The 16,253-nt window shown below is 33.5% G+C and carries 18 protein-coding genes; all 18 read right to left on the bottom strand.

Features of this window, described 5'->3' with window-relative positions; translation table 11 throughout:
- Positions 1-399 (bottom strand): hypothetical protein, encoded by a 399-nt coding sequence (locus P7V56_RS12750; RefSeq protein WP_171223409.1) that lies wholly within the window; start codon positions 397-399, stop codon positions 1-3.
- Between the two features lie 157 nt (positions 400-556).
- Positions 557-970 carry a hypothetical protein gene (locus P7V56_RS12745; protein ID WP_171223408.1) on the bottom strand — a complete coding sequence of 138 codons (414 nt, stop codon included), beginning with the start codon at positions 968-970 and terminating at the stop codon, positions 557-559.
- Between the two features lie 169 nt (positions 971-1,139).
- Positions 1,140-1,673, bottom strand: coding sequence for a hypothetical protein (locus P7V56_RS12740; protein ID WP_171223407.1), 534 nt, complete (start codon positions 1,671-1,673; stop codon positions 1,140-1,142).
- 175 nt (positions 1,674-1,848) lie between these two features.
- A complete protein-coding gene (locus P7V56_RS12735) occupies positions 1,849-2,892 on the bottom strand; it encodes an RES domain-containing protein (protein ID WP_171223406.1) in 1,044 nt (347 codons plus the stop codon).
- A gap of 156 nt (positions 2,893-3,048) precedes the next feature.
- Positions 3,049-3,636: a hypothetical protein gene (locus P7V56_RS12730; RefSeq protein WP_171223405.1), complete on the bottom strand. Its 588-nt coding sequence runs from the start codon at positions 3,634-3,636 to the stop codon at positions 3,049-3,051.
- Positions 3,637-3,818: 182 nt separating this feature from the next.
- Entirely contained in the window at positions 3,819-4,304 is a 486-nt protein-coding gene (locus P7V56_RS12725) for a hypothetical protein (RefSeq protein WP_171223404.1), read from the bottom strand.
- 161 nt (positions 4,305-4,465) lie between these two features.
- On the bottom strand, positions 4,466-4,885 hold the full coding sequence (locus tag P7V56_RS12720) for a hypothetical protein (RefSeq protein ID WP_304986228.1): 420 nt from the start codon (positions 4,883-4,885) through the stop codon (positions 4,466-4,468).
- Between the two features lie 164 nt (positions 4,886-5,049).
- A complete protein-coding gene (locus P7V56_RS12715) occupies positions 5,050-5,436 on the bottom strand; it encodes a hypothetical protein (RefSeq protein ID WP_171223403.1) in 387 nt (128 codons plus the stop codon).
- Between the two features lie 182 nt (positions 5,437-5,618).
- Positions 5,619-6,059, bottom strand: a complete 441-nt coding sequence (locus P7V56_RS12710) for a hypothetical protein (RefSeq protein ID WP_171223425.1) — start codon at positions 6,057-6,059, stop codon at positions 5,619-5,621.
- A gap of 183 nt (positions 6,060-6,242) precedes the next feature.
- Entirely contained in the window at positions 6,243-6,734 is a 492-nt protein-coding gene (locus P7V56_RS12705; RefSeq protein ID WP_240976714.1) for a hypothetical protein, read from the bottom strand.
- A 338-nt stretch (positions 6,735-7,072) separates the two neighbouring features.
- A complete protein-coding gene (locus tag P7V56_RS12700) occupies positions 7,073-7,558 on the bottom strand; it encodes a hypothetical protein (protein WP_171223328.1) in 486 nt (161 codons plus the stop codon).
- A 675-nt stretch (positions 7,559-8,233) separates the two neighbouring features.
- Entirely contained in the window at positions 8,234-8,590 is a 357-nt protein-coding gene (locus P7V56_RS12695; RefSeq protein WP_171222313.1) for a hypothetical protein, read from the bottom strand.
- Positions 8,591-9,361: 771 nt separating this feature from the next.
- A complete protein-coding gene (locus tag P7V56_RS12690) occupies positions 9,362-9,799 on the bottom strand; it encodes a hypothetical protein (protein WP_171223329.1) in 438 nt (145 codons plus the stop codon).
- A 144-nt stretch (positions 9,800-9,943) separates the two neighbouring features.
- Positions 9,944-10,987, bottom strand: a complete 1,044-nt coding sequence (xerA, locus tag P7V56_RS12685; protein WP_171223330.1) for a site-specific tyrosine recombinase/integron integrase — start codon at positions 10,985-10,987, stop codon at positions 9,944-9,946.
- 330 nt (positions 10,988-11,317) lie between these two features.
- Positions 11,318-11,734, bottom strand: a complete 417-nt coding sequence (locus P7V56_RS12680) for a DUF3788 family protein (protein ID WP_171223331.1) — start codon at positions 11,732-11,734, stop codon at positions 11,318-11,320.
- A gap of 66 nt (positions 11,735-11,800) precedes the next feature.
- Positions 11,801-13,162 (bottom strand): hypothetical protein, encoded by a 1,362-nt coding sequence (locus P7V56_RS12675; protein WP_171223332.1) that lies wholly within the window; start codon positions 13,160-13,162, stop codon positions 11,801-11,803.
- Positions 13,163-13,389: 227 nt separating this feature from the next.
- Complete coding sequence (locus P7V56_RS12670; protein WP_171223333.1) at positions 13,390-14,223, bottom strand: hypothetical protein; 834 nt, start codon at positions 14,221-14,223, stop codon at positions 13,390-13,392.
- Positions 14,224-14,228: 5 nt separating this feature from the next.
- Complete coding sequence (uvrB, locus tag P7V56_RS12665; RefSeq protein WP_171223334.1) at positions 14,229-16,226, bottom strand: excinuclease ABC subunit UvrB; 1,998 nt, start codon at positions 16,224-16,226, stop codon at positions 14,229-14,231.
- Positions 16,227-16,253 lie beyond the last annotated feature (27 nt).

Raw genomic sequence — 16,253 nt, 5'->3', positions numbered from 1 at the left:
TTAGTGGCTGGCTTTTTTGTTAATTTTTGTCCAATAATTTTTCTCAAAACTTTTCCATTCATTAATTTTTCCCAACGAATCTCTTTCTTCTTCTAATATGTTCAAGCAATCAATGCAAATCAGACTGTCGTTTCTTTTTAATAAACATTTATTCGAGTTCTCAAGTTTTATGAAATAATCGTTTTTTTTACATATTCCGCCAACAGTTTCATACACTGAAATATTTTCAATGTTTTTGTTCTTTTCTATTGTCAAAACATAACCACCACCTTTATATTTTTCAATTTCTTTTATGAAGCCTTCTTCCTTTCTTGGAAAATATTCCATGTATTCGTCAATCATTGTATTTTGATTACATGAAAGAACGCATAATAGTGAAATTAAGACAATTTTCTTCATAAGGAAATTCGTTTAAAGCTTGCCACTAACGTGCCGCGGCTTGATACGGTAGCGGCAATTTACGAAAAATATTAAAAGAAAGACGAAATAGGAGTGAACCGGGTATTTTCCAAGAAAGATAAACGAGCTATCGTAACAAACCGCTGTTACCAGCAGTTTATTTTAAGTACATCTTAAACCAAGCCTTCGCTTCTTTGTAAAAAGCATTTTTTTTATTTTCGGCGAGGAATTTTTTTATTTGAATTTTATAGAATTTGCACCCACCACAAACTGCTATTTCTTCTTCAGAATTATATATTAGTTCGATTTTGTTTAATGTTTCATTTGATAAACTAACTCGCTTCTCTTTATTTAATTTTCTACAAACAAATGCCGCCAACACTTTTTCAGCATTATTTTCAGATTCAATTAGCTCTTGGCATTTGCCAAAATCTGATGTCGATAGGAGATAAGTAAACTTTGCTACTACTTCCGTTTGCCTTCCACTAGCAGAGCAACCAAAACCAATCGTAGTGTTTAAGTCAATATCATCTTGTGCGTTTGCTGTTGTCCAAACACAAATAAAAAACATGAATTTTAGCAGATAGTTCATATAAATTGCTGGTAACGTGCCGCGGATTGTGATTGTGGCGTTCCTCATTCACTTGCCTTTCCAAATATAACTAAAATTTCAGTCAGCCGAGACATTTCTGATAAACCCAAAACCAGCCATAATCACAAACTGCTGTTAGCAACTGGCATTATTTATCTTTCCATATTCCCAGTTTACTTTCTCTGGCTAATATTTCTGCGGATTTTATTTTCTCTATGAACTGATCATATTTCTCTTTGTCGACGTGAACAATTACATTTGAATCTTCCGGAGTATAAATTTTCTTTTCTGTTTCCGACAACTCTTTGTATGTGTTTGGTCTCATCATTGTTCCGCCCGGAAAACAACCATTTTTAATTAAATATTCATTGATTGTTTCTCCATTTTTATCAATTAGCCAACAATAATTAATGTTTGCTTTTTTATCAACTAATGTCGAAATCAAAACAACTTTTGCATCTTTATTTTTATCAATCCAATTTTGAATTAATTCGTCAGCATTCTCAGATGTTGGCGCTCTAAAAAAACCTGTTCCCAAAAGACAATAAACATTCAAACTATCCTTTTTGTTTTCACCAAAAATTGATTTAAATTCTAACTCATTGAGATTGATTTTATCACTTTGGCTTTTACAGCTTTGAAGCATAATGACTAAAAAAAGCAATGTAAATAGTTTTCTCATAAGTTTCTTTTGTTGCACAATCTAAAATGCTAGTTGCTAACGTTCCGCGGCTTCGCGACTGTTGCGATGCCAGCGAACTGCGTACTTTCTGCTAAGATAAAATATTTTCGTGAAGAAAGAAGTTCAACTCAAGAAAAACTAGTAATAGCGCGAAACCGCTGTTAGTAGCCGTTTTTTACCATATGATGTCTCCGTTAGATAGTATTTTTTTTGCGTAATGTTTATTTTTAATTGAGGCAAGTGTGATAAAATCAGGATGATTTCTAACATATTTTTTTTCATAGTATGTTTCCTCAATTTCAAACTCAATAATTTGAAATAACTGAAATTCTTTGTCAACAGATGCAGGATGAATGGCGAGGTTGTTAGTTTCCAAATCATTTCCAACACTTGGATAAATTATGCAGTCATAGTTAAATGAAGAATTAGGATCATTTCTGACTTCAAGAATTCTTTCTGAAAACAGTGCGCTTATAAAATATTCATAATGATGAGAAATTGGCTTTGTAAATTCCCTCCCTAACAATTTAAAATAATGGCGTGACCATTCGACAAAGAGTTGTGAATTTTCTTCACCATATTTTTCAATTGCTGCCGTAGCATTTTGTACTCCTTTGTTAATTAATATTGCTCTTTCGCTGTGTGAAATGGGATAAGAAATTATTTCTTTTTCAGTTTTTGTTTTCCAAAATCCGACAGTAATAATCTTGTCTTTTGGAGGTTTAATTTCCTTTAATGCAGTATCAATGTTTTCTGCTGTGTATAAAACATTAGTTTTAGGTGTATTAGCTCTGTTGAATTTGTTAGTTTCTTTTACGATGTCTAATGAAGGATACTTTAAATACTTAACATTGTCTAATCGTTGATTTTTTTTCGTTACCCATTCGTTAACTACAAGTCGATAAGTACGATAAACAGTTAATTTATTTGATATTAAAGGAACATAATTGAAAGCATAACTAATATAGTTTTTAAAATTTTCAAAGTCATCAAGGGTAAATGATGAATAATCTAATTTTTGAAGTTTTAAATCTAGTTCTTCATAAAATTTAAAAACCTTGATGAATTCTTTTTCTTCAGCTTCTGTAATTTTTTGATTATTAAGTATTCTATAAGATATACTCTGTTCTGGTGTAATATGATTATCACTACTCCATCTTTTCAAAAGGGGAATTTCTGGTAAATCTCTAAAACTTAATTGCCAATTAGGTGTACTCATGTGTGTTAAAATGGCTACTAACGTTCCGCAGCTTGTAACTGCTGCGATGATTTATTACTGATGATTTCAAATATAAAACTACTTTTTGAATTTTCGGAGAAAATTCGGAGCAAGCCCAAGCGCGCAGTAGTTACAAACTGCTGTTAGCAACCGGTTTTATTTCTCGTTTAATATTTTATAAAGTTTATCAAAATCACCACTCATTCCAAAACCGTCTTTATTTGCTTTTGTTCCATGAATTTGACTAGAGCTACATTCAAAGCATATCTTTGCGATTCCAACTATTTTTGATTTTCTCCTGAATATCATAATGTCTCTGTAAACGTAAACGCAAGCTAATGCATATATTTCTTCATGTTCTTTTTGAGTGAATATTTGGTTTATGTCATCAAATTTTTCCGAATCAATTTTGGTTTTTAAGTAGCCTAATTTTTCCAATTTCTTTATAAATGTTGTGTCGCTAATTGATTTTGGTGTATCATTTAAAATCACACCCATTTTCAACGAATCTAATTCCGACTTCTTTTGATTATCATAAAGTTCCCCAATTTGGTCTTCTCTGATTTTATTTTTGTAATGAATTAATTCATCATACTCAAAATATTTATCTCCAGTTATTTTTGGTTCTTTGTAAACAGGTTCTTCAAAGACAACTTCAGGTGTTTCGACACTATTTTCTTCTTGTTTGGGATTTGAATTGCAACCAATAAGTGTAATTATAAATATGAATAATATTTGTTTCATTTTTCTTTTTGAAATCTGTTTGTCTAAGTTAGGAAAACTGGTTGCTAACGTTCCGCAGATTGTAACTGCTGCGATGATTTATTACTGATGATTACAAATATAAAACTCCTTTTGAATTTTCGAAGAAAATTCGGGATAAGCCCAAGCGCGCAGTAGTTACAAACTGCTGTTAGCAGCAGTTTTTATGATGAACCGTTAACTTGTAAGTCAAATAAAGTTTCAGATTCCAAGTAATATTTTACATTCCAAAAATGACTACAGCCATCAAACCAAACTTGCCAATTCTTTTTCCAATCTCCAAGCTCATTGTAGTATTCCTCTTTTGGATTTTCATGTAAACTAGATCTACTCCAAAGAAAATTAATCATCAAATATTTTTTTCCAGATTCATCTATAAATCCTAAATATTGTCTGATGTATTTTTGAAGGTTATTATGTATAACTGGACATTTGCCTTTTTGATTCAAGCGACTTTTATTTATTAGCTTTAATTTATCATGTAATTTTTTTTCAAATAACAGAATTTCTTCTTTCGTTGGTGTAAATCTATTTTTGTCCTCTAACCAATTGTATGAAGTATTCTTGTATGAACTTGGAAATATTGCGCCACGAAATTTCTTCCCTTCAATTAGATTAATTGATTGGCCAATAATAATGTTCGAAAACATTAGAAAAAAAAATGTTGTTGTCAGAAATCTGTTCATGTGAAATTGCTGCTAACGTTCCGCAGCTTGTAACTGCTGCGATGATTTATTACTGATGATTCCAAATATAAAACTCCTTTTTGAATTTTCGGAGAAAATTCGGAGCAAGCCCAAGCGCGCAGTAGTTACAAACTGCTGTTATGCACTGTTTTTTTCGCTTCGTTGAGTTTAAAAAACCAAACTCCAAAAACGATTGTCAGAGTATATATTCCAACTAAAATTATGTCCTCAAATTCATTTTCAAAAAATCTCTTATCAAAAGTATATAACGCAATCCATACAGAACCAATCGAATATATACTCAAAACTAGTTTAATTATATTTTTTGACAAAGAAGTATTCTTAAGAATCATTTGGATTATCCAAAAAAATATCATTACCGGAAACGATAAAACTAATCCAAACAGTATATAAATAACTAGTACTGTTCCTAATTCCAATAATGCCTTTAGCGACGATATATCTGAGAAAACTCCCCAAATCATAAATACTAAAATAGGAGATATGATAGTAGTAAAAAGCCAGACTTTAATCAAATATTTCATATATGTACTTTCGTTTGAAAATAGTGCATAACGTGCCGCGGCTTGTGATTGTGGCGTTCTTCACTCACTAGCGTTTTCAAATATAACGAAAATTTCAGTCAGCCGAGACATTTCTGATAAACCCAAAACCAGCCATAATCACAAACTGCTGTTATGCGTAGTATTTAATCTTTTTCACTATATAATTTTTCTGCTTCCACTCGTGACCTTTCAAATATGTCCGAGCCAAACTTTTTTAAGACTAACTTTCTCATTGTCTTTGAATAACATTTTGAATAATCAGTAATTACACAGCCTGCATTTCTTGTAATTATTCCATACTTCTTTTCTCTGTATTCGTCGATAAACTTGCTCAAACTTGGATTTGTCTCAAATATTAATCCATAAGAAAAGCAATTATATATTCCATTTTTAAAATCAATTTTGGCGGCTTTTTTTCCGTTTTCGCAAGACAATTTTGTCCATACAATTGAGTCATTTTCTGTTTTTGTTTTTTGAGAATAAGTATTTCCAAAACCAAGTATAAATATTAAAATAAAAAATGTTCTCATAATAGATGATGTTCTGAATATTACGCATAACGTGCCGCAGATTGTAACTGCTGCGACGATTTATTACTGATGATTACAAATATAAAATTCCTTTTTGAATTTTCAGAGAAAATTCGGTACACAAACCAAGCCACGCAGTAGTTACAAACTGCTGTTAGCAATAGTTTTTTATCCATTCCAACTCAGATTTCTTCTTCATTATATTCAAAAACATACCTATTTAGAATGTTATAAATAGTTTCAAATGAATGAGCTTTATTTACGTGATTTTTTATATCCTCTGAATCAATAAACTGAGTTAAAACATCTTCGTCTTTTTCAATACTTTTTATTAATACACTTTTAATTTCATCAATTTCAAATTCACCTATCATTTTCCATTCCGGAATTACATCTACAGTTGGATTATAAAATGTATTTGCCAGAAATCGCGTGATAAAATTATCACTGATTTTATCAGAAGTTAATTTAAAACTCCATTTATTTCCTGCGCTATCAAAAGCAATAGAATTCGAATTGCCTTTTAAAACGCCTAAAACTTTTGCTTTACTCAAATAAGTTTGATTGGGAATTAAATCAACAGCATTGTTATAAATTGATATGATAGGAAACTTAGGTTTCATTTTTAATCTATTTAACTTTGGTTTAGCGGACTTTAAAAATTATTGCTAACGTTTCGCCGCTAACCGACTGTTGCGAAGCCAGCGAACTGCGTACTGTCTGCTAAGATAATATTTTTACGTGAAAAACAGGCGTGAAACCACGAAAATCCAGCAATAGCGGTTAACGGCTGTTATGAGCTGTTTTTATTTTTCGCGCAAATTTTTCCATTCTTTCCAGAATGTTAAGTAGCCTTTTCTGTCAAATTCGTCGCTTGGGATATTTCTAGGTTTACTTTGATTGTAAAAATTTTCTACTTCGTCAGCGAACTTATAAACTATTTCTTTGTATAAATCTTTATTAATTATAATCTCATTTCCGTTTTCTAAAATGTGTTGAATGTTTTGATTGTCAATGTGATTAATTTTCCAATCAATTCCATTGTCACAGCCTTGAATTATTACGGTTTCCTCTTTTTCGTCTGCAATAAAGAAATGTCCACAACAAGGTAAAAGCTGATTCGAATAATCGTCTTTATCATAATTCTCTTTTGTTGAGCGCAAAAGAGATAACGCAGTTGAACTCAATGTCCAATCTCCGCTTTCATAGTTTGATATAATTTCATTTCCAATTCTTAATTCTACATGACCATGCGCACAAAGATCATTTCCGTCATCTACATTTTTTATCCAATGCAAATCAAGTATTTTTATTTCGAAAAGATTATTATTTTCCATTTATTGCGAGTTCCAAAAAAATAGCTCATAACGTTTCGCGGCTATCAGTCTGTAGCGAAGCCAACGAACTGCGTACTGTCTGCTAAGATAAAAGTTTTTACGTGAAAATAGAAGTACAACTCAAGAAATTCCAGCTATAGCTGATAACCGCTGTTAGCGGTTGTACCACTTTCATTTCAAACTTTTTCGATTAAAGTTATATGATTAATTAAAATACTGAAATTTTGGCTCTCTAACATCATATGTCATTTAATAGTCAGTATTTTAGAATGTTGAGTTATTTTAGAGGGTTTATTTTTTTAGTCTAAATCATTACTTATTCTCCAAAAACCATCTGTTTCATCATCCATACGTTCTATATCGTTCTCATAAGCCTTTGTCCAATCAATCCCTTCTGTTTCGCCCAATTCATTTTCTCTCAAATATTTATGATATGTTGCTTCACTTTTCTCATGCATTTCATCACATCTGTTTAACACATCACGAATAAAACAATCGTTTAATTTTTCTTCTGGGAATTGTCTTAAAACTATTTTTTTTCCTATTTGTTTAACTGTCCTTTTGTATATTTTTTTAACGGATACATTTTCCTTTCCCATATAAAGATAGCTATAACAATAGTACATGTGAATTACTATATCTAGTAAAGTCTTGACTTTTACATGTTTCACTTTTCCACCTTTCCAATCTATAAAAAATCTGTCGGTCTCGTTTTCTACATACTTGACAGTAAATTCCCAAGGGTCTGCTTCACCAAAAAAAGTATAATAAGCTGAAAATGGCATAAATCATTATTTTAAGTTCGTATATGATACAATTACTATTAATTACGTTAGGTTATTGAATTCTTCGAGTGAGTTTCGGTATAACCGCTAACGTTCTGCGGCTTGTGATAGTGGCGTGTTTCAATCACTTACCATTCCAAATATAATTAAAATTTCAATTAGGGAGAACTTTTCTGATAAAAACTAAAACCAGCCATTATCACAAACTGCTGTTATAACTTCGGTTTTCCTACCAACTTGAGCACTCAATCTTTGCCAGTTTCAACTTCGGCTTCTCCTTTTCATTTTTTTTATAATTCTGTGTGGTTTTTTTTAAAAAAATATTTTTCACACACTTTTGGTGTGAATTTTTTTTAAGTAAAATATTTTCACACAACTTTTAAACGCTAAATTTTCTCAACACTAACTTTTTCTACGTCAAAAGTTTGTCATATTTTTTTCTACTACTTAATTTTCGATTTCATTTTTCAAGCAAACTTTTTTGGATTTTTTCTAGCTTAAAACTTCAGTTGTAGAATAAGGGAAAACTGAGTTATAACGTGCCGCGGCTTGCAACAGCTGCGACGATTTATTACTGATGATTCCAAGTACAAAACTTGGCTTTGAATTTTCGGAGAAAATTCGGTGAAAGCCTAAACCTTGCAATTGTTGCAAACTGCTGTTAGCGGTAGTTTGCTATAACTCTATTGTCTCGTTATATTTTAAACTCATTTCCCAAATTTTATCTTCATCATCACCGTCATATTGGCCAACAATACAATTAGCAGCCTTAACATACCAATTTTCATTATTGTTGAAAATGAATTTTTCACCTTCCTTTTTAATTTCTATCTCATTAAAACTATCAGGTATTGATATAAAATCTACGCCATTAAAAATTACATCAATAGTTAAATCTGGTTCATCATATTTGAACGCATAATCTACGTCAAAATATTGTTTTTCACTTCTAAGTATTAAGGTTGAATGACTAACTGTATACATCCAAATTCTATAAATGCGTTGACTATTAAATTTTGATGACTTGCTCATTTGTTCTAATTTGAGATATTTTGTGGCAAATTACCGCTAACGTTTTGCCGCTTTGCGAAGGCGGGGATTTTTAGCACTAAACTTCATTAAATGCACTAAGCATTAATTTAGCACTTCAATGTCATAGAAGCACGAAAACCCCGCTTTTGCAAAACGGCTGTTAGCGGTTCGTTGTTATTTCGAAATTTTGATTTTTAGTCAAAATCCTATTTTCTATTTTCACTTTTGAGTTATTTTGGTTACTATTTCACTCCGTAATTTTAAAAATTTAAATACAGTTTAGTTTTTAATTTAATGGATAAAATTTGTGTCTTAATAATTAAAAGAAACTACCAATTGTTATAAACGTACAAATAGTCAATGCTAAAACACTAACTAATGTTAAGAAATCCTTTTGGTTTTTTATTAAAAATATTATTCCGATGATTAAAAAGACTATTTGTGCAAGTAAAAATGGTATTGTCAGTAATTCTCTAAAAACACCTATTAAAACAAAGTCTATTTTATAAAAGTTAATAAAGTAAATAAGGATGAAATAGAATACAATTCCAAAATTTATAATTGTCAAATTTCTGTTTGTTATTAATTTATTCATATTTTCTAATTTAGTTATTTTTGTTACAATGACCGCTAACGTTCCGCCGCTTCTCGTCAGTTGCGAACTTCGGAACGAATTATTTTCTGTTAAAGATAAAAATTCTTGCGAAACGTAAACGTGAACTTACCACAAAATTCGCAATTGCGAGAAACGGCTGTTATGGGCTGTTATTTTTACTTAATTGTTATAAATTGCCTAACACATTCTGGTAAGTCGTTTGTTGCTTTTATAGTTTTATCAAGATATAAGTTTATAATCACACCTTTTCCATTTACACTCCCTACAATAAGCAAACTATCATATGAATCTACTTTCGATAAATAACCAATCAAATCAGTTTTTAAAACTGAAACTTTTATTTCTTTCGGATTTTTAATTTGAGCAATCAATTCTTTTTGATGCCTTGGTAAATCTATTATTGGTTCATAACTCCAAGTAAAAACATAGTCTTTACACTGAATCATATTCCCCATTGTTTTACACTCATTTGGAGCAGTAAAATATTGTCCGCAAAATTCGCTCGAATTCTCTTCTAATGTAGTTTGTCCATAAGTAAAAAATGGAAGAATGATGAGAATTCTCAATATAATATAAGTCTGTATTTTATGCATGTTTTCTATTTTGCAGAGTTGTCGAATAATAGCCCATAACTAGCTTATATGTATGAACAAATCATACATATCCGCCCAAATTTGGTGGTATAGGTATGAGTGGTATCATACTTTTGGTTCGCTTGTGCTAATATATTAAAAATATTACAAATTATCATACGGACTTTTTATTTGTTGTAAACTTTTCGTGCTCACATGCGTATAGATTTCCGTTGTCTTGCTTCGACTGTGGCCTAATAATTCCTGTATGTAGCGCAAATCTGTGCCGCTTTCCAACAAATGGGTAGCATAACTGTGACGCAACCAATGCAATGTTACCGGCTTTGAAATGTTCGCCTTTTCCAACGCTTGCTTAAAAATACTTTGCAAACTCTGCTCTGAGTAAGGTTCGCCCTTTACTTGTCCCTCAAACAACCAAATCTTAGGTTTATAACATTTGTAATAATCCCGCAACAACTCCAAAACCCTCGGACTCAAAGGCGCAATCCGATCTTTTTTGCCCTTGGCTTGTATGATTTTTACAATATTCCGCTTCGAATCGATGTCGCTGAGTTTTAAAGTGAGCAGTTCTTTTCTTCGCAAACCGCAACTGTAAATCAAACACAACATCGCTCTGTGTTTAATATTGCCATGCGCTTCCAAAATTTGTTTGACTTCTTCTTTGCTCAAAACATTGGGCAATACTCTGGCACGCTTCGGCCGATGAATGCTTTCAATCTCAATTTTTTTATTCTGAACCGTCGTGAAAAACAACTTAATTGCACTCACCACTTGGTTTTGATATGATGCCGATAAGTTGTTCTTCAAAATGTATTCGTTGTTGTATAAAATAACATCGTCATTAGTTATATCAGAAGGACTTTTTTGATTAAAGAAAACCAAAAAGGATTTAGCCGCATCCATGTAAACCGTAAGCGTACTTTCGCTGTAACGTTTAGAGCGAAGCCAACGCTTAAAATTTTCCAAACTCCTCAAACCTTCTGCATTGGGCGACAGTTCCGTCAATGTGCGCAGTCCCAATTGTTTTCGATTATTTTCCGTATCAGGCAAATGCCAATACCCATTTGATTGACTCCATCGAACACCCGGAAAACTTTTGATCCATGCAATTAAAGCGTCATCCTTTCCAAACCAAACGCCAATGCGCACTTCGCCTTTGTACTTTACTATTTTAGCATTCCATTTCATATAAAGAAATTAAAATAAGAATAAAGATACAATAAAATGAAATCAACAGCTCAAAAATGTAAGTTATTTTTTCTTTTATGAAAAGTAGAAAAAGTTATCCGAAGCTCTTTTTTACCGTTCCGAAAGCCATAAATGGTTGTCCGAAAAGTAAAATTGACACTCCGAAAAGCATTCGAAACAGTCCGAAGTAGATTTGAAAGTGTCCGAAGCATTAGCATAATAGTCCGAAGCTTTTTTTCGTGAGTCCGAAGCTCGTTTGTGGGAGTCCGAAGCTCGTTTGAAGGCTGGGAAGGCCTGGAAATGCTCGAAAGTTGGTTTTTGGGCCAAAAATTAAAAATCTATTTTAATCGCAATCAATTTTAGGATGTCTACGTTAGTTTTTGAGTCTTTAATGTCGATTCGGATGCCTCGACCTTCCGCATAAACTTTGGCCGCTTGAAGTTCGTTTTTGATAGATTGGGAGATGTTGCTTTGCAGGATGGCATCGGTGGCTTTTTGGCCAAATACAAAAGCGACTTTGAAGAATTTATCTCGGGGCAATAAGTAAATCAGGATTCTTTTTTTATCCTTAATTCTGAAACTCCAACCGAATTTTTCACCGGCAAAAGACCATTCTTCGGTAGCATTAGGATATAATTTTTTGGTATGCTCCGCAAAAGTTTGCCAATACACATAGGTGTCACCCAAAGCATCTTGAAGTTGCTCCAGGGTTGGGTTTTCCGATTTTTGGGTGAAAATGCTTTTCATGAAATATTGGCTAATTTGCGTTGCAAGGCCTGAAATTTTTTCTATATTTTTAGGTTGCTTTAGGTATTAATAATTTGGCACCAATCCGCAACCACCACAATTACCGCAAGAATTAGTACGAGTTGTTGTTTCAACAAGCTTTTTTCCCGTGGTATATTCATAATCGGCTACTGTTCTTTTATAAGAATTTGAAATATAGCCTTTGCCATTACAAGAGGTACATGATTTTGGGCGCATTGTATATTTGTATAGCGCTGCATTTTCTAAATTATCTATCTTTTCATAAACCTCCATTTTTTGTTTTGGGTCATCATGCAATGCCTCCATCATCACTAAATCACCTTCGTAAATAGGTTTTCCGGGTACGACGTAATAAATTCCTTTGGTATTGGTGTTGTAATAAAAATTGCCTTGCAGTTGAAACAATCTTCTTTTAAGCACATTTTCAGGAAGGTTCAGTTTATTTTGTTCTTCTGCCCAAACTTTATTCTTTTGTAACTCATTGGCTTTGGCAACTTGATTGGCTTTATCGGTGGTGTTAGTCAACTCAAAAGTCTCCGTAAGCTGACCGTTTGTTATGTTGTAGGTATTTATGAAACTTAAATAATAACCGTCACGAACTCTTTTATGCTCCAGCATTTTAACGGTTTCCGGATCGTCGTAAGTTGGACATAATCTTTGTGAAAACGACGAAATATTATTTTCGTTTGGATTATGAGTTTTAATTTTGAATGTAGTATTGTCGGCTTTTTTTACCAAAATTTCATTGGGTTGATAAACAATGTAGTAACCATTTTTATAAAAATAAATCTTGCGGAACTTATCAATGGGTCCCGGACTTTCTTCAAAGAATTTTTTGGTTTCTACGTCATAGGTGCGACCATTTGCAAAATCATAGATGTCGCCTTTCTTTTTGAGTACACGTATTTTTTTGCCCGATTCATATACGTCCATAGAGCCTATTTTATCTACAATGACTTCTGATTGAAAAGTTTTGGGGTCAATTAAAAGAAGTTTATTAGCATTCTTCTTTTCAAAATTATAGTCCAAAACAGCTAATCTTCCATCCGAAGTGAAATGGCAATGGTCGTAATTCCAACGCGTAACTTTAAATGTATTTAAGTCGACTAAATTCCTAACCGATGTATTGTCTCTGATAATAATAAAATTTAAATCGGGATCAGCTGTGGTAAAGAAAGAATATAACATTTTATAAGGCACTCCGAAATCAGCGGTCTTTTTTACCCATATTGGTTTCTTTGATGCCATATCCCACAAGATGGTTTCCGCAGTTGAAATAGTCAGGCATTTGTTTCCGTCTTTGCTAAAGAAAGCATCCTGAACCCAATCACTTGGAGTATGAATACCGGTTTGAGCCTTAGAAAAAGTAACAAAAAGTAAAAGCGTAAGGCATAATAAATGTTTCATAACTAAGCATTTTAGTAAGTCAAAGTTAAAAAAAACAACAAGTATTGAAATACGGTATCTGTCGTATTTTATATCCTTTCTTGTAAACTCTTAATTTCATCGTGGTATTCGGCGGCATTAAGTTCGTTATTGATTAAGCTATATTGTTTATTCTAAAAAACTTCAGCCTAAATAATTTCTGCTTGGTTTTGCTAAAAATATTTCAAGAATACTTGAATTGCTATGCTTTAAAATTGATATCCAATTCTGATGAGAGGAGATACTTTTGTCCAATTCCACTGATTGACGTCATAATTTATATCACCATATAATTTAGTATGTTCAGAATAGTCTTGAGATGGTACATAATAGTCTGAAGTTTCAACTCGGGTCGATTTGTCGTTGGTAAATGTCTTCATAAAATACACCTGGAGTTCAGCGGCAACCACTAAATTTTTAGTAATGGCATATTGTGGTTTAAAAACCGGACCCAATCCAAAACCATAAATCTTCCCAATCCTGTCTTCAACAGTTATAATTTGATGGGAAAAGGTGCTGTTGTCAATCAAGTTTGTTATATGAGAATCGTAATCATAATCTCCACTTCCTTCCAAATAATAAACAGAAGCCAGGTCAATTCCGAAGTCAAAATCAAAATTATTGGCCAAATGGATGCGCTTCGCAATACCTACAAAAACATTGATATGGTTCTGGCTATAGTGGTAGTTTTGATTTATATTTATTTTGGTATTCTCATTAGTGTTGATGTACTCAAAATCCTGATGCTCCTTAATTTCTCTTATAGTAATTCCCAATCTTGCCCGGAAAACAACATCATTTTTAGTCCTTTCGTAGCTAATTCCAAAAGCATTTGAAAACGAATTTCTTGAATAATTGTTCCTTTCGGTTGGATAAGTGGACAATAACCAATCATCATTATAAAACTCCCTAAGTGAATTTTGAATGGGTTGATAAAACTCAATAGAAATTGTGTTTTTCTTTTTGGTTTCCGGCTTTGTTGTTTCCTGAGCGGAAATATTGCAGGCGATTAGAATGAGGAGTAAAGAGAATTGTTTTATCATAATTCTTATGTTATTGATAGTTTACTTTGCAACGCCTGAATTTCATCGCGGTATTTGGCGGCTTGCATGAAATCTAACTCTTTGGCCGCTTTTTCCATGGCTTTTCGGGTTTCACGAATTTTCTTTTCGATTTCCGCTTTGGATAGATACAGACTTTCCGGCTCGGCGGCTTTGGCGATTTTGTCTTCGTAATATTGCGTCGAAACCGAATTGCCGCTCAAGGCATTGCCCAAACTTTTGTTCAAAGCTTTGGGAACCAAATTATGCTCAGTATTGTAATTGATTTGCTTTTCTCGACGATAATTGGTTTCGTCTATGGTTTTTTGCATTGAAGCAGTGATTTTATCCGCATACATAATCGCTTTTCCATTTACATTTCGAGCAGCCCTACCAACAGTTTGCGTCAAGGAACGATGACTGCGTAAGAAACCTTCTTTATCGGCATCCAAAATCGCGACCAATGACACTTCGGGTAAATCTAAACCTTCGCGGAGTAAGTTTACGCCAATCAACACATCGAATAAACCTTTGCGCAAATCCTGCATAATCTCTACGCGTTCCAAAGTATCAACATCCGAATGAATATAACGACATCGAATAGAAACTTTGGTCAAATATTTCGTTAGTTCTTCCGCCATTCTTTTGGTTAAAGTCGTAACCAAAACCCTTTCATCGACTTCACAACGTTGCTGAATTTCTTCGATTAAATCGTCAATTTGGTTTAAACTCGGCCGCACTTCTATAATCGGGTCCAATAAACCCGTTGGGCGAATGACTTGCTCTACATAAATCCCTTCGGACTTTTGCAATTCATAATCAGCAGGTGTTGCCGAAACATAAACGACTTGGTTTTGCATGCTTTCAAACTCCTCAAACTTTAGCGGACGGTTGTCCATAGCAGCGGGCAATCGGAAACCGTATTCCACCAAATTCTCTTTGCGACTTCGGTCACCACCGTACATAGCGTGAACCTGAGAAATCGTCACGTGACTTTCATCGACAACCATCAAATAATCATCCGGAAAATAATCAAGCAAACAGAAGGGTCGCGTGCCCGGAAGACGTCGGTCTAAGTAGCGCGAATAATTTTCAATTCCCGAGCAATAGCCCAATTCACGTATCATTTCTAAATCGAAATTGGTGCGTTCTTCCAAGCGTTTGGCCTCAAGATGTTTGCCGATTTCTTTAAAATAATCGACTTGTTTTACCAAATCTTGTTGGATATCCCAAATCGCTGCTTGTAACACATCGGGTGAAGTCACAAACATATTGGCCGGATAAATGTTGAGTTTTTCGTAGCGCTCGATGACTTTAGAAGATTTGGCATCGAAGGCTTCAATGTCTTCAATTTCGTCGCCAAAGAAATGCACGCGAAAAGGTTCATCGGCATAACTTGGGAAGATTTCCACAGTATCGCCTTTAATTCTGAAGGTTCCCGGTGTAAATTCAACTTCGGTTCTTGAGTATAAACTTTGGACCAAGCGATGTAATAATTTGGTGCGCGAAATGACTTGGCCTTTGTCAATCGAAATCACATTCTTTTGAAACTCCACCGGATTTCCGATACCGTACAAACACGAAACCGAAGCGACTACTAACACATCTCTGCGCCCTGATAATAGGGCAGAAGTAGTGCTCAAACGCAGTTTCTCTAATTCGTCATTGATAGACAAATCTTTTTCAATAAAAACACCTGTAACGGGAATATAGGCTTCGGGTTGGTAATAGTCGTAATACGATACAAAATACTGCACCGAATTGTTAGGGAAGAATTGCTTAAACTCAGAGTACAACTGAGCTGCCAGGGTTTTATTGTGTGCCAAAACCAAAGTCGGTTTCTCCACTTCCTGAATCACATTCGCCATGGTAAATGTCTTTCCCGAACCGGTTACACCCAAAAGGGTTTGGTATTTTTCACCACTAACAATGCCTTTGACGAGTTTGTCAATCGCTTGGGGTTGATCGCCGGTAGGTTGGTATTCGGATACGACTTGGAATTTCATATTTTAAGTACGATTTAAGAAGTACAA

The sequence above is a fragment of the Flavobacterium sp. IMCC34852 genome (assembly GCF_030643905.1).
Lineage (GTDB): Bacteria > Bacteroidota > Bacteroidia > Flavobacteriales > Flavobacteriaceae > Flavobacterium > Flavobacterium rivulicola.
This window is presented reverse-complemented; position numbering and strand designations above follow the sequence as displayed.

Coding starts and splice junctions, on each gene's coding strand:
- P7V56_RS12750 (WP_171223409.1), bottom strand. CDS start 399: ATGAAGAAAATTGTCTTAATTTCACTATTATGCGTTCTTTCATGTAAT.
- P7V56_RS12745 (WP_171223408.1), bottom strand. CDS start 970: ATGTTTTTTATTTGTGTTTGGACAACAGCAAACGCACAAGATGATATT.
- P7V56_RS12740 (WP_171223407.1), bottom strand. CDS start 1,673: ATGAGAAAACTATTTACATTGCTTTTTTTAGTCATTATGCTTCAAAGC.
- P7V56_RS12735 (WP_171223406.1), bottom strand. CDS start 2,892: ATGAGTACACCTAATTGGCAATTAAGTTTTAGAGATTTACCAGAAATT.
- P7V56_RS12730 (WP_171223405.1), bottom strand. CDS start 3,636: ATGAAACAAATATTATTCATATTTATAATTACACTTATTGGTTGCAAT.
- P7V56_RS12725 (WP_171223404.1), bottom strand. CDS start 4,304: ATGTTTTCGAACATTATTATTGGCCAATCAATTAATCTAATTGAAGGG.
- P7V56_RS12720 (WP_304986228.1), bottom strand. CDS start 4,885: ATGAAATATTTGATTAAAGTCTGGCTTTTTACTACTATCATATCTCCT.
- P7V56_RS12715 (WP_171223403.1), bottom strand. CDS start 5,436: ATGAGAACATTTTTTATTTTAATATTTATACTTGGTTTTGGAAATACT.
- P7V56_RS12710 (WP_171223425.1), bottom strand. CDS start 6,059: ATGAAACCTAAGTTTCCTATCATATCAATTTATAACAATGCTGTTGAT.
- P7V56_RS12700 (WP_171223328.1), bottom strand. CDS start 7,558: ATGCCATTTTCAGCTTATTATACTTTTTTTGGTGAAGCAGACCCTTGG.
- P7V56_RS12695 (WP_171222313.1), bottom strand. CDS start 8,590: ATGAGCAAGTCATCAAAATTTAATAGTCAACGCATTTATAGAATTTGG.
- P7V56_RS12690 (WP_171223329.1), bottom strand. CDS start 9,799: ATGCATAAAATACAGACTTATATTATATTGAGAATTCTCATCATTCTT.
- xerA (WP_171223330.1), bottom strand. CDS start 10,987: ATGAAATGGAATGCTAAAATAGTAAAGTACAAAGGCGAAGTGCGCATT.
- P7V56_RS12680 (WP_171223331.1), bottom strand. CDS start 11,734: ATGAAAAGCATTTTCACCCAAAAATCGGAAAACCCAACCCTGGAGCAA.
- P7V56_RS12675 (WP_171223332.1), bottom strand. CDS start 13,162: ATGAAACATTTATTATGCCTTACGCTTTTACTTTTTGTTACTTTTTCT.
- P7V56_RS12670 (WP_171223333.1), bottom strand. CDS start 14,223: ATGATAAAACAATTCTCTTTACTCCTCATTCTAATCGCCTGCAATATT.
- uvrB (WP_171223334.1), bottom strand. CDS start 16,226: ATGAAATTCCAAGTCGTATCCGAATACCAACCTACCGGCGATCAACCC.